Source organism: Koromonas soli (assembly GCF_059726265.1).
In genome coordinates this window covers 2,026,653-2,047,942 of the sequence record NZ_AP040872.1, presented here as the reverse complement: position 1 = coordinate 2,047,942, position 21,290 = coordinate 2,026,653, and the positions used below count along the sequence as shown (strand labels likewise).

At 58.1% G+C, this 21,290-nt stretch carries 19 protein-coding genes; all 19 read left to right on the top strand.

The genetic code is table 11. From position 1 onward, the window contains the following. The first annotated feature begins 116 nt into the window (after positions 1–116). Positions 117–560, top strand: a complete 444-nt coding sequence (gene argR, locus AC6IY8_RS08950; RefSeq protein WP_497778450.1) for an arginine repressor — start codon at positions 117–119, stop codon at positions 558–560. Next, positions 557–1,594: an N-acetyl-gamma-glutamyl-phosphate reductase gene (argC, locus tag AC6IY8_RS08945; RefSeq protein WP_497778449.1), complete on the top strand. Its 1,038-nt coding sequence runs from the start codon at positions 557–559 to the stop codon at positions 1,592–1,594. The genes argR and argC overlap by 4 nt, the downstream gene beginning before the upstream one ends. Positions 1,595–1,596: 2 nt before the next feature. Beyond that, positions 1,597–2,382: an acetylglutamate kinase gene (gene argB / locus AC6IY8_RS08940; RefSeq protein ID WP_497778616.1), complete on the top strand. Its 786-nt coding sequence runs from the start codon at positions 1,597–1,599 to the stop codon at positions 2,380–2,382. After that, complete coding sequence (locus AC6IY8_RS08935; RefSeq protein WP_497778448.1) at positions 2,379–3,656, top strand: aspartate aminotransferase family protein; 1,278 nt, start codon at positions 2,379–2,381, stop codon at positions 3,654–3,656. The genes argB and AC6IY8_RS08935 overlap by 4 nt, the downstream gene beginning before the upstream one ends. Before the next feature lie 44 nt (positions 3,657–3,700). Then, on the top strand, positions 3,701–4,705 hold the full coding sequence (argF, locus tag AC6IY8_RS08930; protein ID WP_497778447.1) for an ornithine carbamoyltransferase: 1,005 nt from the start codon (positions 3,701–3,703) through the stop codon (positions 4,703–4,705). Then, positions 4,698–5,921, top strand: a complete 1,224-nt coding sequence (locus AC6IY8_RS08925; RefSeq protein ID WP_497778446.1) for an argininosuccinate synthase — start codon at positions 4,698–4,700, stop codon at positions 5,919–5,921. Before argF ends, AC6IY8_RS08925 begins: the two co-directional genes overlap by 8 nt. A 2-nt stretch (positions 5,922–5,923) precedes the next feature. After that, on the top strand, positions 5,924–7,318 hold the full coding sequence (gene argH / locus AC6IY8_RS08920; RefSeq protein WP_497778615.1) for an argininosuccinate lyase: 1,395 nt from the start codon (positions 5,924–5,926) through the stop codon (positions 7,316–7,318). Next, complete coding sequence (locus tag AC6IY8_RS08915) at positions 7,305–7,835, top strand: N-acetyltransferase (RefSeq protein ID WP_497778445.1); 531 nt, start codon at positions 7,305–7,307, stop codon at positions 7,833–7,835. The genes argH and AC6IY8_RS08915 overlap by 14 nt, the downstream gene beginning before the upstream one ends. Next, positions 7,832–9,046, top strand: coding sequence for a bifunctional glutamate N-acetyltransferase/amino-acid acetyltransferase ArgJ (gene argJ / locus AC6IY8_RS08910; protein ID WP_497778444.1), 1,215 nt, complete (start codon positions 7,832–7,834; stop codon positions 9,044–9,046). Before AC6IY8_RS08915 ends, argJ begins: the two co-directional genes overlap by 4 nt. A gap of 51 nt (positions 9,047–9,097) precedes the next feature. Further along, a complete protein-coding gene (locus AC6IY8_RS08905; protein WP_497778443.1) occupies positions 9,098–9,850 on the top strand; it encodes a sulfite exporter TauE/SafE family protein in 753 nt (250 codons plus the stop codon). 69 nt (positions 9,851–9,919) lie between these two features. Beyond that, positions 9,920–10,456: a hypothetical protein gene (locus AC6IY8_RS08900; protein ID WP_497778442.1), complete on the top strand. Its 537-nt coding sequence runs from the start codon at positions 9,920–9,922 to the stop codon at positions 10,454–10,456. Between the two features lie 44 nt (positions 10,457–10,500). Next, positions 10,501–11,910, top strand: a complete 1,410-nt coding sequence (gene murC, locus AC6IY8_RS08895; RefSeq protein WP_497778441.1) for a UDP-N-acetylmuramate--L-alanine ligase — start codon at positions 10,501–10,503, stop codon at positions 11,908–11,910. Between the two features lie 165 nt (positions 11,911–12,075). Further along, positions 12,076–13,164, top strand: a complete 1,089-nt coding sequence (locus AC6IY8_RS08890; RefSeq protein WP_497778440.1) for a cell division protein FtsQ/DivIB — start codon at positions 12,076–12,078, stop codon at positions 13,162–13,164. Beyond that, positions 13,165–14,388: a cell division protein FtsA gene (gene ftsA / locus AC6IY8_RS08885; protein WP_497778439.1), complete on the top strand. Its 1,224-nt coding sequence runs from the start codon at positions 13,165–13,167 to the stop codon at positions 14,386–14,388. 48 nt (positions 14,389–14,436) lie between these two features. Beyond that, positions 14,437–15,759 (top strand): cell division protein FtsZ, encoded by a 1,323-nt coding sequence (ftsZ, locus tag AC6IY8_RS08880; protein WP_497778438.1) that lies wholly within the window; start codon positions 14,437–14,439, stop codon positions 15,757–15,759. Between the two features lie 435 nt (positions 15,760–16,194). Continuing rightward, the gene (locus AC6IY8_RS08875) at positions 16,195–17,430 is read left to right on the top strand and encodes a penicillin-binding transpeptidase domain-containing protein (protein ID WP_497778437.1); all 1,236 of its coding nucleotides are present in this window, start codon (positions 16,195–16,197) and stop codon (positions 17,428–17,430) included. A 125-nt stretch (positions 17,431–17,555) separates the two neighbouring features. Further along, the gene (glgX, locus tag AC6IY8_RS08870) at positions 17,556–19,688 is read left to right on the top strand and encodes a glycogen debranching protein GlgX (protein ID WP_497778436.1); all 2,133 of its coding nucleotides are present in this window, start codon (positions 17,556–17,558) and stop codon (positions 19,686–19,688) included. A gap of 189 nt (positions 19,689–19,877) precedes the next feature. After that, positions 19,878–20,453 carry a putative outer membrane beta-barrel protein gene (locus AC6IY8_RS08865; RefSeq protein ID WP_497778435.1) on the top strand — a complete coding sequence of 192 codons (576 nt, stop codon included), beginning with the start codon at positions 19,878–19,880 and terminating at the stop codon, positions 20,451–20,453. Positions 20,454–20,708: 255 nt separating this feature from the next. Beyond that, the gene (locus AC6IY8_RS08860; RefSeq protein WP_497778434.1) at positions 20,709–21,248 is read left to right on the top strand and encodes an outer membrane beta-barrel protein; all 540 of its coding nucleotides are present in this window, start codon (positions 20,709–20,711) and stop codon (positions 21,246–21,248) included. Positions 21,249–21,290: the final 42 nt, after the last annotated feature.

Here is a 21,290-nt window from a genome sequence, read left to right as displayed (position 1 = left end):
CGATTTATTCACAGACTCCTTCAGATTCCTTTCAGAATTCATTGACGTGCACTGTATCGAGCATGCATACTTATACGGTCGCCTGAATAAAAATTCTGCGTCGGTCCTGGAAGCTTATGTCGAAATTGTCGCGTCAAAACCTAATTCTGGATCTGGTACAGCAGGAATCGATTGCCAACCAGGAACAACTGCGCAAGCTGCTTTTGCGACAGGGTTTTGATGTAACCCAGGCGACGCTGTCGCGCGACATCAACGAACTGTCATTGGTGAAGAGCCCCTCGGGATATCGCATATCCAATGGCGATCAGCAGGCGGAGCCCGCGTTTCATTCGGCGGGGCGCTTGGTTCGCGAGTTTGTGATTGAGGTGCGCGAGGCGCAGAACCTGCTGGTGATCAAGACGGCAACGGGTTCGGCGCAGCCGGTGGCAGCTGCGATTGACTCCGAAGGCTGGTCTGAGATTGTAGGGACGGTCGCGGGGGATGACACGATTTTGGTGATTTCACAAAGCAAGAAGAATGCGCACAAGATGTCGTTACGGATCAAAGGAATGATGCAGTGAGCGCGGCCAAGATCAAGGCCGCAGTGATGGGGGCTACGGGGTACGCGGGATTCGAATTGGCGAGATTGCTGCTTCGCCACCCGAAAATGGCTACTCCGGTGTTTTTGACCCGTGAGAGCGCAAAAGGTGCCCAGGAGAGTTTATATCCGGAATATGCCGCGAACACGAGCTACCCGCTGGAGCCTTTTTCCTGGGAGTTGCTGAAATCGCGCGGCGTTGATGTTTTGTTTCTCGCCACTCCGCATGAGCTTTCGCGGGAACTGGTTCCGGAAGCGCTGGCGAAGGGCCTGAGGATTGTAGATCTGAGCGGTGCGTGGCGGCTGAAGCAAGCTGCTAACCGCGCGGTTTACAAGTTCGAGGATAAAGACCCGGCTGCGGCGGCGAAATTGGACGAGTCGGCGGTCTATGGGTTGCCGGAACTGCATCGAAAAGAAATCCGCGATGCAGCGTTGGTGGCAAATCCTGGGTGCTATGCGACCTCGGTGATTGTGGCGTTGACGCCGCTGGTGCGGTCGGGCCTGATCGACGCCGGGCGTGGCGTAGTTTGCGATTGTAAGTCGGGCGTTTCTGGCGCGGGCAAGAAGCCGACACAGAAAACGCATTTCGTTGAGGTAGCCGAAAACTTCTCGGCGTACTCGGTGTTTGGACATCGCCATACCGGCGAAATTTTGGAACAGGCGGGGTTGCAATCGGATGAACTCATCTTTACTCCACATCTGCTGCCGATTCCACGCGGCATACTTTCGACGATCTATCTAGGACTGGCAAAGCCAGTCACTCCGAACGAAATTCAAGCAGTGTTGCGGGACTTTTACGGCGACGCTCATTGGGTCCGGGTTTATGACCATGGGAGCCTGCCGCAGATTCAGCATTCGCTGCGGACCAACTATTGCGATGTGGGGTTTCAACTGGCCCCGGATGGAAAGCGCCTGATCGTGGTGTCCTGCCTGGACAACCTGATGAAAGGCGCGGCGGGCCAGGCGCTCCAAAACCTGAACGTGATGTACGGGTGGAGCGAGAAAGAAGGATTCTGATGATGAAGCTCGTGGTGAAAATTGGCGGTGCGGCGCTCGAAGATAAAGCGTTGTTGAAGAAGTGCGTGCAGGCGATTGCCGATCTCGCATCGGAAGGGCACAAGGTTGCCGTGGTGCATGGTGGTGGCAAGGCGTTGACGCAGACGCTGGCGCAGATGGGCAAAGAGTCCACGTTTGTGAACGGCCTCCGCGTAACGGATTCGGATACGCGTGATATCGCGTTGATGGTGCTGGCGGGACGCGTGAACAAGCAGTTGGTTGCGGCAATCACCGCGACGGGGCAGGCGGCGGTAGGACTTTGCGGCGGCGATGGCGCAGCATTCTTAGCGCGCAAGAAACAGACCAAGGGTGGCGATCTCGGATTCGTTGGTGAGATTAGCTCGGTGGATTCTCGCTGGATCGAAGCGATCTGGGACAACGATGGAATTCCTGTGATCTCTAGCCTCGCGCTGGGGTCCGATGGCGAGTACTACAACGTGAACGCCGACCAGATGGCTTCTGCGTGTGCCTCGGGTTGCAAGGCCGATGCGTTGATCTTCCTGACCGACGTAGCGGGTGTGAAGGGCCGCGATGGAGCCATCATCCGCTGGCTGTCGATCAGCGAGATTCCGGAACTGGTGAAGTCCGCGGTGGTGTGCGGCGGAATGTTGCCGAAGCTGCAGGCTTGCCAGGAGGCGCTGCGTTCAGGTGTGCAGCGTGTGCGCATCCTGCCAGCTCTTGAGGCCGACAGCTTGCCGGTTTTCTACCAGACAAAGATTGAATGCGGTACGGAGGTGATGGCGTCGTGAGTTTGAGCAAGGTTCAGAAGCTGGAAGAAAAATATCTGCTCCACACTTACGATCGCCACCCGGTTCTGCTGACCCATGGCAAGGGCGCGTATCTTTACGCCGAGGATGGCAGCAAGTATCTCGATTTCCTGAGCGGAATCGGCGTGATGGCCCTGGGCTATTCGCATCCGAAGATCACGAAGGTGATCAAGGAGCAGGCAGGGAAGCTGATCCATTGCTCGAACCTGTTCTACACCGAGTATCCCTCGGCGCTTGCGCAGAAGCTGACAAAGCTTTCGGGGTTGGACCGCGCATTCTTCTCGAACAGCGGAACCGAGGCCTGGGAAGGTGCGCTGAAGATCGCACGCGCGGTGGCGAGTGGCAAGGGCTTGGGGAAGCGCACGAAGTTTCTGGCGCTTGAGAACTCGTTCCACGGACGCACGATGGGTTCGGTGGCGACGACGTACACGGAGAAGTATCGCAAGCCGTTCGCTCCGGTGATGCCAGGTGTGACATTTGTGAAGTTTGACGATGTCGAGGACCTGAAAAAGAAGTTTGACGATACGGTCTGCGCCATCTGCATCGAACCGATACAAGGCGAAGGCGGAATACATCCGGTCAGCCGCGAGTTCATGAAGGCCGCTCGCGAGCTGACGCAAAGCACTGGCGCTTTATTGCTGCTGGATGAGATTCAGTGTGGATTGGGACGTACGGGCAAGATGTTCGCGTTCCAGCATTACGGTGTGAAGCCGGATGTGGTCACGCTCGCAAAGCCACTGGCTGCAGGGCTTCCGCTGGGCGCGATTCTCGTGACCGAAGAAGTGGCCGGAGCAATTCATCCGGGCATGCACGGCACGACGTTTGGCGGCGGGCCGCTGGCTTGTGCCGTTGCATTGGAAGTCCTGAACGTACTTGAAGAAGAGAAGATTCTGAGCCATGTCAAAGAGGTAGGCGGCATCTTCTTCGATCTTTTGCAACAACTCGATGCGCGGCACGGCTCGATTGTTGATATTCGTGGTGTGGGATTGATGGTTGGTGTGGAGTTGGAATCGGCTGACCTGGCGAAGGCTGTCCAGAAGGCGATGCTCGAACAGAAGATCATCATCAATCGGACGCACGAGACGGTGTTGCGATTCCTGCCACCGTATGTTGTAACGGCCCAGCAAGTGAAGTCCTTAGTGGAAACGCTCGACCGAGTACTGTCCTCCTGCGCGTCATCTGGCGACGCTGCGCCCGCACCTAAGCGCAGCCCTCGACAGAGGCTCCTCAAGGCATCAGCGAGCAGCGCGAAGTAACTGTCCCCGGATCGATGATCCGGACTCTAGAGGAGGACAATGCCATGGCGACTCGTCCCGTGGAAAAGAATGATATTGCCGATACGCCCACGCCTGTTTTGAGCGACCTCACAGCGATGAGCGATCTGAAGCCGTCAGACGCAGAGTTTCTGCTGGAGCTCGCAGCGCGGGTGAAGGCGCGTCCGGGGGATTTTCGCACGGCTCTGGCAGGAAAGCAGATCGTGCTGTTCTTCGAAAAGCCATCGTTCCGTACGCGGCTGACGTTCGAGTCGGGCATCTACTCGCTTGGCGGACACGCGATGTTTGTCGATCAGTTGACTTCGCGCATTGGCGAACGGGAACCGCTGAGCGATATGGCTCACAACCTGGAACGCTGGGTGGATGCGCTGGTGCTGCGCACTTTCGATCACAGCACGGTGACGGAGCTGGCGCGGTTTGCGTCAATTCCGGTCATCAATGCGCTGAGCGATTACGAGCACCCCTGCCAGGCGCTGGCGGATTTCCTGACCTTGCGCGAGAAGTATGGCGACCTGCACAAAGTTAAGTTGGCCTATGTTGGGGATGGCAACAATGTCGCGCATTCGCTGATGATGGGTGCAGCGCTGTTTGGCAGCCATATTGTCGTGGGCACGCCGAAGGGATACGAGCCGAAGGCCGAAGTGCTGGCGGCTGCGCGGGAAATTGCACGCGAAACGGGTGCAACGATTGAGGTCGTAAACGATCCGATCGAGGCCGTGAAGAATGCCGATGCGGTTTACACGGACGTGTGGGCCAGCATGGGGCAGGAGGCCGAGACGGCAGAGCGCGCGCGCATCTTTGCGGCGTTCAAGGTGACTCCAGAACTTTTTGCAAACGCCGCGCCGGAGGCAGTGTTCATGCATTGCCTACCGGCTCATCGCGGTGAAGAAGTGGAAGCGGCGGTAATCGATTCGCCAGCGTCCGTTGTATTTGACCAGGCGGAGAACCGTCTGCACATTCAGAAGGCGATCCTTCTGCAGCTATTAGGAGGCGGCTCCCGCCGCTTCCCATCGAGGAGCTTTAATGTCTAAGAAGAAAGTTGTACTGGCATATTCTGGCGGGCTTGATACTTCGATCATCATTCCGTGGCTCAAGGAAAACTATAACTGCGACGTGATCGCATTCGTTGCCGACGTGGGCCAAGGCGAAGACATGGAAGAGGTCGCGGCCAAGGCGATCAAGACCGGCGCTTCCAAGGTTGTGGTGAAGGACCTGCGCGAAGAGTTCCTGACCGAGTACGTGTGGAAGTGCGTGCAGGCGGGTGCGGTGTATGAGAACAAGTACCTGCTCGGAACTTCGATGGCACGCCCGATCATTGCAAAGTACCAGGTGGAGATTGCGCTGGCTGAAGGCGCGGAAGCTGTCGCCCATGGTTGCACGGGCAAGGGCAACGACCAGGTTCGTTTTGAGCACGCGTTCCAGGCGCTTGCGCCGGAGCTGCAGATCATTGCTCCATGGCGTGAGTGGACGCTGAAGTCGCGCGAAGACTGCATTGACTACGCCGAAGCCCGCAATATTCCTATCACGGCGAGCCGCACGAAGATTCACTCGCGTGACCGCAACCTGTGGCACATCTCGCACGAAGGCGGCGAACTGGAAGATCCGGCGAACGCGCCTCTGGATACGACGTGGCAGATTTCGAACTCTCCGCAGACCGCTCCGGATCGCGTGGAGGAAGTGGAAATCGGCTTCGATAAGGGCGTGCCTGTTTCGGTAAATGGTCAGGCTCTGCCTGCCGTACAACTGCTCGAACTGCTGAATGAGATTGGCGCCCGCAATGCGATTGGCCGCATCGACCTGGTGGAAAACCGGTTCGTCGGCATGAAGTCGCGTGGTGCGTACGAGACTCCGGGTGGCACGCTGCTGCTGCTGGCGCATCGTGAGCTCGAAGCGCTGTGCCTCGATCGCGACCTGTCGCATTTCAAGCAGCACGTCGCATTGAAGTACGCCGACATCGTGTACAACGGCCTGTGGTTCACGCCGCTGCGCGCTTCGCTCGATGCATTCGTTGCCTCGACGCAGACGGAGATGACCGGCACGGTGAAGCTCGCGCTCTACAAGGGCAATGTGGGCATCAGCAGCCGCAAGTCGGAGAACTCGCTGTTCAACGCTGATATCGCTTCGTTCACCATGAACGAGAGCTACGACCAGAAGGATGCTGCCGGGTTCATCAAGATTCTGGCTCTGCCTGCTCGCGCTCGCATGCTGAATCAGAAGAAGAAGACTGCTATTGAGGTGACGAAGTGAAGATGTGGTCCGGGCGGTTCAGGCAACCGCTCGATCCTGAATTTGAGCGCTGGCAGAGGTCGTTTCCTTTCGATCAACGCCTGCTCCAGGAAGAGATCGCAGCCAGCCGCGCGCACGCGAAAGCACTGCTCGCGGCTGGTGTACTTTCTGGAGACGAATACGCAACGATGCTGCAGGGCTTGGAGAAGCTCTCGGCAACGGGGCACGAGTTCCTCAACGATGAGGAAGCGGAAGACGTTCACCACTTTGTCGAAAAGCACCTGCAGCAGATCATTGGCGAGACCGCGCTGAAACTGCACGCCGGGCGCAGTCGCAATGAGCAGATTGCAACCGATCTGCGGTTGTATGTGCGAGCCGCGTGCGATGAGATATCGGCGCTGCTGCTGGACCTGGTGAACACCACCCGCGGACGGGCAGAGCAGGCTGGAATGGCGGCCATGCCGTCGTACACGCATTTGCAGCGCGCGGAGCCGGTGTTGGTCGCGCATTGGCTGCTGGCGTATTGCGAGATGTTCCTGCGCGATGCCGACCGGCTGCGCGATTGCCGCAAGCGTATGAACTACTGTCCGCTGGGTTCGGGAGCCATCGCCGGAGCGACCCTCACCCTAGATCGCGAGATGGTGGCGGGTGAGTTGAATTTTACTGCGCCTACCTCCAACAGCATGGATGCGACCAGCGACCGCGACTTCGCGATTGAATTCGCGCAGGTGCTGTCAATTTTGTCTGTCCACCTGAGCCGCTGGGCGGAGGAGTTCATTCTGTTCTCCACCCTGGAGTATGGTTTCGTGCACCTGCCGGAGAGCTATTCGACAGGCTCAAGCGCAATGCCGCAGAAGCAGAATCCGGACGGGCTGGAGCTCATCAGGGGTAAAGCTGGACGGGTGATTGGCGCGGCGCAGCAGTTGCTGATCACGCTGAAAGGTCTGCCGCTGGCCTACAACAAGGACATGCAGGAGACGCAGGAGCCGGTGTTTGTTGTGTCCGAGACGGTCACGATGATGCTGCGGGTTGCGGTGGGCTTCATGCGTGAGGTGCAGTTTGACCTCGAACAGATGGCGAAGGCTGCCGGTTCGGGGTACATGAATGCGATGGCGGCAGCTACTTACCTAGTTGGTAAGGGCGTGCCTTTTCGCCGTGCCCATGAATTCATCGGCAAGGCCGTGCGGTTGGGACTGGAGCAGGGCAGGGAGCTGCACGAGATGGCATTGTCCGATTTGCGCTCGATCAGTGAGGCTTTCGGGGATGACTTTTATGCAAATGTCACGCTGGAAGCTGTGCTGGACTGCCATAATGTAACAGGTGGGACGGCGCGCTCCCGGGTGGCTGAGGCGCTGGCCGCGATGGCGCGGCGTACCCAGCAGTTCCAAGAGTCTGAGGCAGTCGATGTACACGCGTAAAGCGATATTGCCGGACGCCGAGAATATTCGCAGTCTGATCGCGGATTTCTCGGGTGACGGCACGCTGTTGCCCCGTTCACTGCCGGAGATCTGCGAGAACATTCGCGATTTCACGGTGGTGGTCGAGGGCGACACAATGATTGGTTGTGGCGCGCTTCACCTTTATGGCACGCACCTGGCAGAGATTCGCTCGATTGCCGTGTGGCCGCGTTACAAGGGTGCGGGCGCGGGCCGTTTGCTGGTCGATGCATTGCTCGACGAAGCCGAGCAGCATTATGTACATTGCGTGTGCCTGTTCACACGCATCCCGGAGTTTTTTGCCCACCTTGGCTTTATCGAGGCGAAGCGCGAAGAACTGCCGGACAAAATCTATAAAGATTGTGCGAACTGTCCCAAGTTGCAGGAGTGCGACGAGGTGGCGATGTATCGCGGCGAACTGCCGCACTTTGCCATCCTGCCTCGCCCGGCAAAGCTGCAGCTTCGTGTGAGACAGCCGCTGGTGAAACTGGATCAATGAATTTGCACGGACCGGACGAACCGGTATTCCTTCCCCAGGGCTTTTCCTGGTCAGCTACAAAAGCAGGCATCAAGGCAAGCGGTCGCAGCGACGTCGCGCTGGCCGAGGCTCCTCTGGGCGCCTCTGCTGCGGTGATGTTCACGAAAAATCGTGTGGCGGCAGCGCCGGTCGAAGTTGGCCGCGCGCATATGAAGCGCAACAAGGGCCGCGTGCGCGCGGTGCTGGTGAATGCCGGAAACGCAAACTGCGCGACCGGAGCCACTGGCGTCAACGTTGCAGAAGAAAGCTGTGCCGCGCTGGGCAAGGCGCTGGAAGCTGCGCCGGAATTCATCATCCCGTCATCGACGGGAATCATTGGCGTGCCGCTGCCGGTAGGGAAGTTGATTGCCGCTGTGCCTGCGGTGGTCGAGGGGCGCGCAAGTGACGAACAGGCGCTGAAGGCTTTTGCCACGGCGATCATGACGACCGATACGCGCATGAAGATGGCTTCGGTGGAGTTTGCGGCGGGGAAGAAGACGGTTCGCATTGCTGGCGTGTGCAAGGGCTCGGGGATGATTCATCCCAACATGGCGACGATGCTGGTGTACATCTTCAGCGACCTCAATGCCGAGCCGAAGGAACTGCAGGCCGCGCTGAAGTCGGCGGTCGATCCCACGTTCAACGCGATCTCCGTGGATGGCGACACATCGACGAACGACACGGTTCTGCTTCTCGCCTCTGGAGCCTCAAAGGTGAGTCTTGGCGCGCCGGGCGTGGCGAAAAAGTTTGCCGAGGGATTGCGTGCCGTATGCGCCTCGCTTGCCGAGCAGGTGGTGCGCGATGGTGAGGGCGCGAAGCATCTGGTGCGTCTTCAGATCGCGGGTGCGAAGTCGGAGGATGAGGCGAGGATTATTGCGCGCTCGATTGCGAACTCTCCGCTGGTCAAGACGGCGTGGGCGGGATGCGATCCGAACTGGGGACGGATTCTGTCATCGGTTGGCAAGAGCGGCGTTGCCGTGGATCCGACGAAGGTGAACATCTTCATCGGCCCACAGCAGGTATGCAAGGCCGGTGCGGCGTACGCGTTCGACGAGAAGCAGGCGCATGAGTATCTGAAGCAGCCGGAGTATGAGATCAAGGTGGAGTTGGGGCGAGGCAAGAGCTCGCTGCTCTTCCTGACCTGCGACTTGACGGTCGAGTATGTCCACATCAACGCGGATTACTCGACGTAGAGGTTTCAAAGATTAAGACGAGAGTGCGGAATTTATCATCTAAGTTGCGGGATGATGAGTCGCACTCTTTTTCTTTTGCTGGCGGGGCTGACGGCGGGTGGGATGAATGCCGCGGCGGGTGGCGGATCGTTTGTCACCGTGCCCTCGCTGATCTGGATGGGCGTGCCGTCGGTGGCTGCTAACATGTCGAGCACTATCGCGCTGTATCCGGGCAGTCTCACGAGCGCGTGGGCTTATCGAAACCACTTCAAGCCGATTGGCACGGTTCCGTTTCGAGCGATGTTCGCGGTCACTCTTGTTGGGGGGCTGTGCGGGGCGCTACTGTTGATGTACACGCCAAGTTCGTCGTTCGACAAGATCATTCCATGGTTGCTGCTGGTAGGCGCGACGACGTTTGCTTTTGGTCCTCAGATCGGGCAGCGCTTGCAGGAGCACTTTACGCCGAACGCGTTCCTGGTACTTGCGACGCAATTCGTGCTTGGAATTTACGGCGGATATTTCGGCGGGGCAGTGGGCATTATGATGCTTTCCACATGGAGCCTGCTTGGGCTTCATGACATTAAGGCCATGAATGCCAGCAAGGTCATGCTGGTGGCGGCTGCAAACACGGTGGCCGTGGTGTGTTTTGCGTTCACGGGCAAAGTGGTCTGGCACGACACCGTCGTGATGCTGGTGGCTGCGGCGGCCGGGGGGTACTTCGGCGCTAAGCTGACACTGCTGATTCGTTCCTCCTACCTGCGCGCCGGGATCAGCGTTGCGAACTTCATCATCACGGCAGCGTTCTTCTACGCCAAATTCAAGTAGGTCGGGGTTGCGTTCCAAGGTGGTGTGAAAGCTATCGCCAACCCGCGCTTTTCGTGCGATAAAGACTCTATGACTCACGCGCGGCTGGTGGAGATGGCGGAGGACTGGTTGCGGCGGTACCGCTGCGGCATCGTGCTGAGCGAACAGGGATGTTCGTCGGGTGAGATGCCGGACGCCATCGGCTGGAAGGGCAAGAACCACTCCATTGTGATCGAATGCAAGATCAGCCGGGCGGATTTTCTGGCGGATGCGGCGAAGCCTTGGCGGAGGAATCCGGAGATTGCGCTTGGTTGCGAACGATATTTTCTGGCGCCGAAGGGCATGCTGCGCCCGGAAGAGATGCCCGCGGGCTGGGGATTGCTGGAAGCGTGTGGGCGCGAGGTGAAGCTGGCGAAGAAATCCAACCGCAAGCTGCGCGAGGCCGAGGGGCTGATGAACGAGATGAACCTGTTGCTGGCGAGTCTGCGCCGGGTAGAGGTCAGAATTGAGCCGCAGCGCATTGGCGACTTCTTGAAATGGAAAAATCGCATGGCTAGTTACAACGGAGGCTCGCTGCCCGAAGGAATTCTGGCTCCGGAGATGGAAGAGAACCCGCATCTTGTTTGACTCGCCGCCCGGCAAGCGCCTGCCTGCCGTACAATCTTGAAGTCATGTTTCTTAATATTCAGCGCATTCATTTTGTAGGCATCGGCGGCATTGGCATGAGCGGAATTGCCGAGGTGCTGCTCACTCTTGGCTATCGCGTAAGCGGATCGGACCTGCGGACTACGCCGACGACGGAGCGCCTCGCGAAGCTCGGAGCACAGATCTTCACAGGTCATGCTGCGTCCAATGTGCAAGAGGCCGAGGTCGTGGTGACCAGTTCGGCGGTCAATCGTGAGAATCCCGAGGTGGCCGAGGCCCGGCGCTTGCATCTTCCGGTGATTCAACGGGCGGAGATGCTGGCTGAATTGATGCGCCTGAAATACGGAATCGCCATTGCGGGCATGCATGGCAAGACGACTACAACCAGCATGGTTGCCGCTGTTCTTGCCGCCGGAGGACTTGACCCAACGGTTGTAGTCGGCGGACGTGTGGATTCGATGGGCTCGAACGCACGGCTTGGTACGTCGCAGTACCTGGTGGCGGAAGCGGATGAGAGCGATCGTTCGTTCCTGAAGCTGTCGCCGATTCTTTCGGTTGTTACCAACATCGATCGCGAACACATGGACTGCTATCGCGACATGGACGACGTGCAGGCGACGTTTGTGGAGTTCATGGACAAGGTTCCGTTCTATGGCACAGTCGTGGCCTGCACGGATAACGAGGCGCTGCGAAATCTGCTGACGCGAGTCGAGCGCCGCGTGCTCACCTATGGAACCCGCGCTGACGCCCATTTCCGCGCTTTTGATGTAGTGACCGAGCATGCTCCGGACGCACTGCATAATAGCTTCGCAGTGAGCTTTCATGGCAATGACCTGGGACGCTTCGATCTGTTTGTGCCCGGCGCACACAATGTGCTGAATGCGACGGCGGCGATTGCGGTTGGAATGGGATTGGAGATTCCTGTCGAGCGCATCCGCGAAGGCATTGCGCAGTTCCGAGGCGTGGATCGCCGCTTCCAGAAGAAGGGAACTGGGGCGGGCGTGCAGGTGGTGGATGACTACGGCCATCACCCGACGGAGATTCGCGCGACGCTGGCTGCTGCGCGGCAATGGCTGGGGCCTGATGGGCGTATCCATGTGATTTTCCAGCCGCATCGCTACACGCGCACTTATCTGCTGATGGATGAGTTTGCGACGGCCTTTCCTGACGCGGATCGGTTGCTGGTGCTCGACATCTATGCGGCGAGCGAGCAGCCGATTGCGGGCGTGAGCGGCCTGACGCTGGCAAAGAAGATTCATTGCCGCAACGATCAACCAGCGGAATTTGCCGCAAGCTTCGAGGCCGCAGTGGACGCGGTTGTGGATCACGCCCAGCCCGGGGATGTGATCATGACCCTTGGCGCGGGATCGGTATCGCAACTGGGCTCACAGATTCTAGAGAAGCTTCGCGCCCGCGAGCAGGTGGCCAAGGCGTAGAGTGACGGCGATGAGTGCACCGCAGCAGGTGCATTCCTCGCCGTATCGCATTTCCGGGTGTTTATCACTTGGAATCTACGAGAGGAGCCTCGATAATCAATAGCTGAATCCACCCCAAAAGCAGGTATAGTGAGCGAAAGGCGCTCGCTGCCTGCTTGCACTCTTATGGCTCGAAATCAGGGACCACCCTCCGACGATCCGTTCTACCGCCGTGGCGCGGGCAGCCGCAATTCATTTGCGGACGACGCCCTGCCGCTCGACGCCGGATTGACGGAAGAAGATGACGCCGAAGAGGAGCAACAACAGTTCCGACGGGTGAGCAAGCGTGTACCGGTTCGGCGTGGCGCCCTGCCGCGCAAAACGGCCTCGCGCGTGCGCAGCATCGTGATTGCGGTTGTGTTGCTCGCCGCACTGGGTGCGGGCGTTTATGAGGCGAAGAGCTTTGCCCTGCACTCGTGGCGTTTCCGCGTGCGCTCAGAGAATGATATTGAACTTGCGGGTGACGCTCCGAATTCGCGGACGCAGGTGATGGAGAAGCTGCGCGAAAACATTGGGCGAAACATCTTCCAGATTTCTTTGCAGGACCGCAAACAGGAATTGGAACGGATTCCGTGGATCGAGACGGCTTCGGTCATGCGCCTATGGCCCAATCATCTGCGGGTCATTGTGAAGGAGCGCACTCCGGTTGCGTTTGTGGCGCTCGGGGAGCGCGTGGCGCTGATTGACTCGCATGGGGTCGTGATGGAGATCCCGCAAGCAGTCGAGAGCAGCTATTCGTTTCCGGTGATTCTGGGGATGAGCGAGAGCGAGCCGCTTTCGACGCGCGCGCCGCGGATGAAGATCTATGCGCGACTGATTCACGAACTGGATGATGGCGACGGCAGCGGAGCGGCGAAGACGCAGTACTCACGCAATCTCGACGAAGTTGATCTGTCGGATCCTGCAGACGTGAAGGTACTTGCCCGCGGTGGCTCGGCTCCGATCCTGCTGCACTTGGGCAGCGAAGATTTTCTCCGGCACTTCATGGTGTTCCTCTCCAATGTGCAGAAGTGGGAGCAGGAACGCGGTAAGCTGGAGTCGGTGGATTTGCGTTACGGGCGCGAGGTAATCCTGAACCCGGATTTGCGCGCCGCCGTTGTAGCTCCTCCTGCAAAACCAACTCCCCCCGAAGCCGCAAAACCTGCGGCACCGCGCAAGCAGGAGCCTGCGAAAGCAAACAAAACATTGCATAAGCAAAAGAAGAAACGGAAGTAGATGAGCAAGCGAAACGAAAACATCATCACGGTCATCGACCTGGGCAGCGCGAAAACTGTGGCGCTCGTGGTGGAGACAACCGAGGCCGGACTGCGTTATCGCGGTCATGGGATTGCGCCTTCGGCAGGTACGCGGCGGGGAGTCGTCGTCGATCTGGAACTGGCTTCCAGGAGCGTTTCCGAAGCGGTGCAGAGCGCTGAAAAGTGCTGCGGGATGGCGCTTGATTCCGCAGTAGTCGGCGTTAGCGGGCCGCACATTCGCTCGGTGAACAGCCACGGCATTATCTCGGTTGGATCGCGTGTGCGCGAGTTGACTTCGGCCGACGTACAGGCCGCCGGAGACCGTGCGCGCGAAATCGCGATGCCTGAAGATCGTGAGATTCTTCACCTCTTGCAGCAGGAATTCGTGGTGGACGACCAGGACGGCATTCGCCAGCCGGTCGGTATGATGGGCCGCCAGCTCGAGGTTCGCGTACACGTCATCACCGCCGCTCAGTCGGCGATACAGAATATCGTCACCACGCTGAACCGTGCGGGCATGCATGTGGAAGACACCGTATACGAGGCGCTGGCCTGCACCGAATCTGTGTTGCGTCGCGATGAGCGCGAACTCGGAGCAGCGGTCATCGACATTGGAGCAGGTTCGGCGGATATCGCGGTCGTGCAGGAAGACGTCATTGTGCACTCGGGAGTGGTTCCGCTGGGCGGCATCAATTTCACCCGAGATGTGGCTTATGGACTAGAGACTCCGCTGATCGACGCTGAGAGTCTGAAGCGCCAGTTTGGCTGCTCGATGGTGACACGCATCAACGAGCAGAACGAGATCGAAGTGCCTTCGGTTGGCGACCGCCCCGCACGCATGATGCGGCAGCGCGATCTTGGCGAGATTATCGAGCCGCGCGCGCGGGAGCTGATGGAGCTTTGCCGCGACAACCTGCGCCATGCCGGAGTGCTGGATATGCTGGGCGGAGGCATCATCCTTACGGGTGGCGGAGCGCGCCTTACCAGCCTGACTGAGACCTGTGAAGACATTTTGCGACGTCCGGCACGTCTTGGACTGCCGATGGGAATGGCGCAACTGCCGGTGGAACTACAGGAACCGGAATACGCTGCGGCAATCGGAATGGTTTTTTATACGCAACGCGCACGTGTGCTGAAAGGCAAGGAAGAAACCGGCTTCGGAGCGCGGGTACGAGCATTGTTTGCCCGGGGATATACGAACTAATTCATAAGGGCGCGCAGGGAGCGCCAAGGGTGAGGCGGAGTTTTATCTATGGAGCAGGATATTCGGATTCAGTTTCACGAGGAGCCGCGCAATAACGCAAAGATCAAGGTGATCGGCGTGGGGGGCGGCGGCAACAATGCGGTCAATCGCATGATCGAGACCGGGGTGGAGGGCGTTGAGTTCATCACGGCCAACACCGACCTGCAGGCGTTGCAGATGTCGCGCGCCCCGAAAAAGCTGCAACTCGGCGTGAAGCTTACGAATGGTCTGGGCGCAGGTGCAAATCCTGAAGTGGGCCGGCAGGCTGCGCTCGAGGACACGGATCGCATCATAGGCGCGCTGGAAGGCGCGGACATGGTATTCGTCACCACGGGCCTCGGTGGCGGCACGGGAACGGGAGCTGCGCCGATCATTGCCTCGCTGGCCAGCGAAATGGGCGCATTGACGGTGGCGGTTGTTACCAAGCCGTTTGCGTTTGAAGGCAAGCGCCGCATGAATCAGGCTGAGCGCGGGTTGAACGAACTGATCGACTCGGTCGATACGGTCATCGTGATCCCGAATGAAAAACTGCTCGCGGTAGCGCAGGACGCCGGTTTCTTCGAATCGTTCCGCGTGGCGGACGACATCCTGCGTCAGGCGGTGCAGGGAATTTCCGACATCATCACGATTCCGGGCATCATCAATCGCGACTTTGCGGACGTGAAGGCGATCATGGCGGGTATGGGCTATGCCGTTATGGGCACCTCGACGGCAAAGGGCGACCGCCGCGCATTGGAAGCCGCGCAACGCGCGATTGCATCGCCGTTGCTCGAGGCCGGAGCCATCGATGGAGCACGGGGCATCCTGCTCAATATCACCGGTTCCAGTTCGCTCAAGCTGGCGGAAGTCTATGAGGCCTCGACCATCATCCAGAGCGCCGCGCATGAGGATGCGAACATCATCTTCGGTGCCGTGCTCGACGAGAAGATGAAGGACGAAGTGAAGATCACGGTGATCGCTACGGGGTTCCGTTCCGAGGCGCGCCACTCGCGGGATGCGATGACGTCGACGGCAGCCGCCATCCAGCAGGCACGCCAGGCACAGTGGGCTACGCCTGCGGAGCCGCAAATTACGCGGCGTCAGGATCCGGTGTACGAGTTGATGAATGACGAGCCGGACCCGATTCCCGAGCCGACGCCGATGGCGCCCATGGCGCAGTCCGCGCCTATCCCTGAGAGCGCACCGGAGCCGTTGCAGCAGCAGACGCGAGTGTGGGAAGCGGTGCAGCCAACGCGGCCCATGCCGTCGCTCGAAGATTTCGATTCGGGCGAGGATCGCGATGAACTGGATGTTCCGGCGTATCTGCGCAAGAAGAATTCCGATCAAAGCTAGACCCAGGCGTGCGCGTGTCTTGATCCGCAATGGATCGAGCCACACGCGCACGCATTGCGCGACGCGATGAGTATCCGCGAGCCGATTATCTTCCGGCGAGTAGTCGTGCAGTTTTTTCCGATGAAATGCATTTTGCAAGCAGGGGACTCAAGACGGTAAGCCTCCGTCCGAAGCTGATTGTGTTACCAATCAACTGAGCGGGAGTTCGTCGGTTGATGACCCTGCGTAACGAGTGCGATTCTGCAACTCTGCCGAGAGCACAAGCATCGATCAGAGTTGGGAATTGTACTTAGGTTATCAATCAGTATCACTGAGATGGTTGATTGAGCTTGTATCTGAAGGAACAACTCACATACCATCCAGACATTCACCGCAAGAATAGATGGATATGGAGCACGCCCGCGTAAGACGGAGCGGCAGTAGAGGCTAAGTAGAATGTGTAACTTTGTGCAATCCCGTAGAGTTCAAACCGCGCTGGTGGCGCTTGTAGTGCTCGTTCTGGCCCTCAGTTCTTTTGCGGCCACGGTTTCGACACGCCAGGAACGGCGTAGCAATCGCAAGATCAAAGAGAGCGCGGCGACCGAGCGTCGCATGGCGGCCTCCCGGCACGGGCGCGCCGTTGCACGCGCCAGCAAGCGGGCAGGGAAGACCTCGGATGTAGTGGTTACGGGAAAGCGCGGCAAGAAGAAGGCACGTTATTGGGAGCATTTCAGCGCAAGCTCCTATCTGGCCGATCCTGAAGCAGGCGATATCACAACCGGCGAAGATCCGGTGGTTCGTCAGGCTGCGGTGGAAGCGCTTGGAAGCTTGAACGGTACGGTAGTGGCCATCGACCCCAGCAATGGACGAATTCTGGCGATGGTGAACCAGAAGCTGGCATTGTCGAGCGGTGCGCAGCCCTGCTCCACGATCAAGGTCTCGGTGGCGTTGGCCGCCTTGAGCGAAGGCATTGTAACAAAGGACACGCCGGTTAACCTGGGCGGCTGGAAGATGAACATGAACCAGGCGCTGGCGCACTCCAATAATCAGTATTTTGAAGCGCTGGGTCGTCGCCTCGGATTCCAGAAGGTTAGCTACTATGCTCACCAGTTTGGATTGGGCGAGCTGGCAGGGTGGAACATTCAAGGCGAGCATCTGGGCGTATATCCCAGCTCGGAGCTTCCGGCGAGCCTTGGCGGCGTCGGCAAGATGTGCTCCTTTGGCGAGAGCGTCAGCATGACTCCGTTGCAGCTTGGCGCGCTGATGGCGGCAATTTCTAACGGTGGAACGCTCTACTACCTGCAGCATCCGACATCGGCTGTCGAGGCTACGAACTTCCAGCCGAAAGTGAAGCGCTATCTGGACATCGCGCCGCTGATTCCCGAAGTTAGCGTCGGCATGCTGGGCGCGACGCAGTACGGTACGGCGCGCAGCTTGCGCACCAACTTCACATCAGAGCAGGTACTTGGCAAGACCGGAACCTGCAGCAATGAGGGAACTCGCTTTGGCTGGTTTGGGTCGTTTGCCAACTCACAGTATGGCCGTATCGTTACGGTGATCTTCCTGCGCGGAGACCACGCCGTGTACGGGCCAAAGGCCGCGGAACTGGCCGGGCATTTCTATCGCAACCTCGGCGATCATAACTACTTCGCAGGCAAGCCAAACCTGGTACACACCGCTGTACTGAAATAGGAATCAGAGGATTTTTCTCAGGCCTTCCACTCGGAAGGCCTTTTCCTTTGCTGCTGATACAGCGTTAACTTTGTTCCTGCATCCAATGATGGCAGGCAATTTTTTCTTCTTACGATAGGCATTCAATGTCCCCAACAGTTTTGCCAGGCAGGCCCTATCCCCTTGGAGCCACCTGGGATGGAACCGGAACGAACTTCGCCATATATTCCGAACACGCAACCAAAGTTGAACTGTGTCTCTACGACAACCGGAGCCGGAAGGAGATCGAACGGGTCGAACTACGCGAGACGACCGCATTTGTGCATCACGGATACCTGCAAGGTATCAACCCCGGACAGCTCTACGGCTATCGCATCTATGGCCCGTGGGACCCCGCAAACGGCTATCGATTTAATCCTTCGAAGTTGCTTCTCGATCCGCAGGCGCTAGCGGTTTGTGGCGGCATTGATTGGAGCAAGCCGATCTATCCGTACCAGTTTGGCGGCGCCGACCCTGACCTGACGCGCGATGAAGAGGACGATTGCGAAGGCATGGCAAAAGCCGTCGTGGTCAATCCGTACTTCGATTGGGAGCAGGACCGTTCTCCAAACATTCCGCTCTCCGACTCGGTCATTTATGAGCTTCACGTGAAGGGGTTCAGCAAACTGAATCCGGAGGTTCCGGAAGAGCTGCGCGGCACCTACGCCGGACTTGCTTACCCCGCCAGCGTTCAACATTTGAAGCGGCTTGGCGTCACGACGGTAGAATTGCTGCCCGTACATCAGTTCATCGATGACAAGCGCCTCATAGACGTGAATCTGCGCAACTACTGGGGCTACAACACGGTGGCGTACTTCAGTCCGGAGGCTCGCTATTCCTCAAGCGGCGATACCGGAGGCCAGGTTGCCGAGTTTAAGGCAATGGTCAAGGCGCTGCATCGCGAGAACATCGAGGTCATCCTCGACGTGGTGTATAACCATACCGGCGAAGGCAATCATCTCGGCCCGATGCTCAATTTCCGCGGCATCGATAACACGGCGTATTACCGACTTGTTCCCGAGATGCCCCGCTACTACATGGATTACACCGGCACGGGGAATACGCTGAATGTGCGCCATCCGCAGGTGCTCAAGATGATCATGGACAGCTTGCGCTACTGGGCAACGGAAATGCATGTGGACGGGTTCCGCTTCGATCTGGCCTCGGCTCTCGCCCGCGAGTTGCACGATGTGGACCGCCTGTCTTCATTCTTCGACATCATCCACCAGGACCCGATTTTGTCGCGCCTCAAACTGATCGCCGAGCCGTGGGACGTAGGGGAAGGAGGCTATCAGGTGGGAAATTTCCCGGTGCTGTGGGCGGAGTGGAACGGCAAGTACCGCGACACCGTGCGCCGCTACTGGAAGGGCGATGAGGGTATGCTCTCCGATCTGGCGTACCGACTGACGGGAAGCAGTGATCTTTACAAGAATGACGGGCGCAAGCCTTACGCGTCGATCAACTTCATCACCGCGCATGATGGATTCACGCTGAACGATCTAGTCAGCTACAACGACAAGCACAACATTGCGAATGGCGAGAACAATCAGGACGGCGCGAATGACAACAACTCCTGGAATATGGGGGCTGAGGGCCCGACCGACGATGAGAACATCATCTGTGCCCGCCAGGTGCAGATGCGCAATTTCCTTGCGACGCTTCTACTCTCGCAGGGTGTGCCGATGATCTGCGGCGGCGACGAGATCGCGCGTTCGCAGTACGGCAACAACAACGCCTATTGTCAGGACAACGAGCTGAGCTGGTTTGATTGGGAGCGCGCCAAGCAGCAAGAGGATCTTCTGGATTTCGTTTCCAAAATGATCGAGTTGCGCCGCAAACATCCCAACCTGCGCCGCCGCAATTTCTACCAGGACCGCAGCATTCGCAACTCGATCGTGAAAGACATCGCATGGTACGGAGCGGACGGCCATGAGATGACCGAGGAAGAGTGGAACGCGGGATGGATTCGCAGCATTGCCGTGATGTTCAATGGTGACACCCTTGGCACGGTGGACGAGATGGGGCGACCGGTGAAAGATGACACTTTCCTGATCCTGCTCAATTCGTACCACGATGCCGTCGATTACAAACTGCCGCCCACGCCAAATAACCGCACCTGGCGCAACATTCTCGATACGAGCAACCTGGAGCAACCGTTCTCCAACGGTCCGGCGGAAAAGAATCCGCAAATTGCCGGACGCTCCTTGAGGGTGATGCGGGAATCGCACGAAAACGAATAGTCATTTATCCTGAGTTGACGAATGCCGCAAATGAAGAGGGTCGAGTGAAAGCGCCTCTGCCCTTTTGCGGCTTCGACGTGTTAAGTTGAGGGCAGACGAGCCATTCATCTCAAGGTTCAGGTCCGGCGACTAGAAGCCGCATTCGGGGCTCGCCGGCGATGGTTCTCACCTCCCGGAGGATCGATATTGATGCGTAGATTGACTGTTCTTTTTGCTTTCGTCCTCGCTTGCTGTGCGTTGGGCATGGCTCAGATGGCACCGCCGAAGCCTATGGAGATTCCGCGCACCGAGTTTTACATCGGCTATGCGTACCAGCACGCAGATGTGTCGGGCAGCGGCTTTGTGGACACAGCGACCCTCAACGGGTTCGATTTTCAGTTCAGCCACTTTTACAAGAGCAATCTTGGCTTTACGCTGGACTTCGCGCGCACCGCTAATGGCCGCGTGGACAGCACTGGAATCAAGTACAGCCGCGCCAGTTATATGGGCGGCCCGGCATATCGCCTGCCAAGACTCGTGATGTTTACGCCGTCGGTCCATGCATTGGTTGGTGTCGATCACGATGATCTGACAGTGCCTTTCTCGAACACCACGATCGATTACCGCAATACGGATTTCGCCGCGGCTGGCGGAGTTTCACTTGATGCAAACTTGTCGCGTCATCTTGGAGTTCGCCTCGCACAAGTGGATTACGTCTATACGAATCATTACAAGTCGAATCAATCGTCGTTCCGCTACACGGGTGGTGTGGTGGCGCGGTTCTAGCTGTGTCGATGTTGCGAGCCGCCGGATGCGTCCGGCGGTTTTTCTTTGTGTGGATTGCTCGAATGAACTCTGAATTATTTGAGCTTGTGGAGTGTTGCTGCAAACAGGTATGCACAGCAACTCTCGATGCTAGGTTGGGTTCTCGCGTGTGAAAACGCAAGCCATCCTGACCATCCTCTGTGATGCTGACCGGAAATTATGACCGGCTGTCAGGCGCCGAGTTTGCGATTCGAATTAAGGGAGACCATAAGTAAAATGCGTAAAGTTTTTGTTCTACTCGCCGTTCTTGCTTCAAGTACAGTGCTCTTTGGACAACAGTCTTCGCAAAATGCCGAAGTGTTCGCCGGCTACAGCTACATGCGCGCCGGTCTGCAGAACTACGGCCTGGATAATGCGAACCTGAACGGTGTCGAACTGCAGGCCACACGGTATTTTCATAACAACATCGGATTCACCGCGGACGTGACTCGCGTAAATGCCAGCGACATTCATAAGTCAGGTGACGATGTAACCCGCTACACATATCTGTTTGGGCCTAGCTACTCCGTTAAGAGCAGTTCCGCCGTTACTCCTTATGTGCACGTTCTGCTTGGTGCCGATCATGAGCGTCTGAGCGTTAGCCGTCTCAGCGACTACTCGACAAACTCTTTTGCTGTGGCTTTCGGCGGAGGTTTTGACGTTAAGCTGGCGAAAAATGTGGCGTTCCGCCTGGGGCAGTTCGACTACATTCATACAAACCACAGCGATGGTGAAAACCACTTCCGCTATAGCACTGGAGTGGTATTTAAATTCTAGTTTTGCGGGATTTTTCGCGGGAGGGCCGGTATTCTGGCCCTC

Coding starts and splice junctions, on each gene's coding strand:
- argR (WP_497778450.1), top strand. CDS start 117: ATGTCGAAATTGTCGCGTCAAAACCTAATTCTGGATCTGGTACAGCAG.
- argB (WP_497778616.1), top strand. CDS start 1,597: ATGAAGCTCGTGGTGAAAATTGGCGGTGCGGCGCTCGAAGATAAAGCG.
- argF (WP_497778447.1), top strand. CDS start 3,701: ATGGCGACTCGTCCCGTGGAAAAGAATGATATTGCCGATACGCCCACG.
- AC6IY8_RS08925 (WP_497778446.1), top strand. CDS start 4,698: ATGTCTAAGAAGAAAGTTGTACTGGCATATTCTGGCGGGCTTGATACT.
- argH (WP_497778615.1), top strand. CDS start 5,924: ATGTGGTCCGGGCGGTTCAGGCAACCGCTCGATCCTGAATTTGAGCGC.
- AC6IY8_RS08915 (WP_497778445.1), top strand. CDS start 7,305: ATGTACACGCGTAAAGCGATATTGCCGGACGCCGAGAATATTCGCAGT.
- argJ (WP_497778444.1), top strand. CDS start 7,832: ATGAATTTGCACGGACCGGACGAACCGGTATTCCTTCCCCAGGGCTTT.
- AC6IY8_RS08905 (WP_497778443.1), top strand. CDS start 9,098: ATGATGAGTCGCACTCTTTTTCTTTTGCTGGCGGGGCTGACGGCGGGT.
- AC6IY8_RS08900 (WP_497778442.1), top strand. CDS start 9,920: ATGACTCACGCGCGGCTGGTGGAGATGGCGGAGGACTGGTTGCGGCGG.
- murC (WP_497778441.1), top strand. CDS start 10,501: ATGTTTCTTAATATTCAGCGCATTCATTTTGTAGGCATCGGCGGCATT.
- AC6IY8_RS08890 (WP_497778440.1), top strand. CDS start 12,076: ATGGCTCGAAATCAGGGACCACCCTCCGACGATCCGTTCTACCGCCGT.
- ftsA (WP_497778439.1), top strand. CDS start 13,165: ATGAGCAAGCGAAACGAAAACATCATCACGGTCATCGACCTGGGCAGC.
- ftsZ (WP_497778438.1), top strand. CDS start 14,437: ATGGAGCAGGATATTCGGATTCAGTTTCACGAGGAGCCGCGCAATAAC.
- AC6IY8_RS08875 (WP_497778437.1), top strand. CDS start 16,195: ATGTGTAACTTTGTGCAATCCCGTAGAGTTCAAACCGCGCTGGTGGCG.
- glgX (WP_497778436.1), top strand. CDS start 17,556: ATGTCCCCAACAGTTTTGCCAGGCAGGCCCTATCCCCTTGGAGCCACC.
- AC6IY8_RS08865 (WP_497778435.1), top strand. CDS start 19,878: ATGCGTAGATTGACTGTTCTTTTTGCTTTCGTCCTCGCTTGCTGTGCG.
- AC6IY8_RS08860 (WP_497778434.1), top strand. CDS start 20,709: ATGCGTAAAGTTTTTGTTCTACTCGCCGTTCTTGCTTCAAGTACAGTG.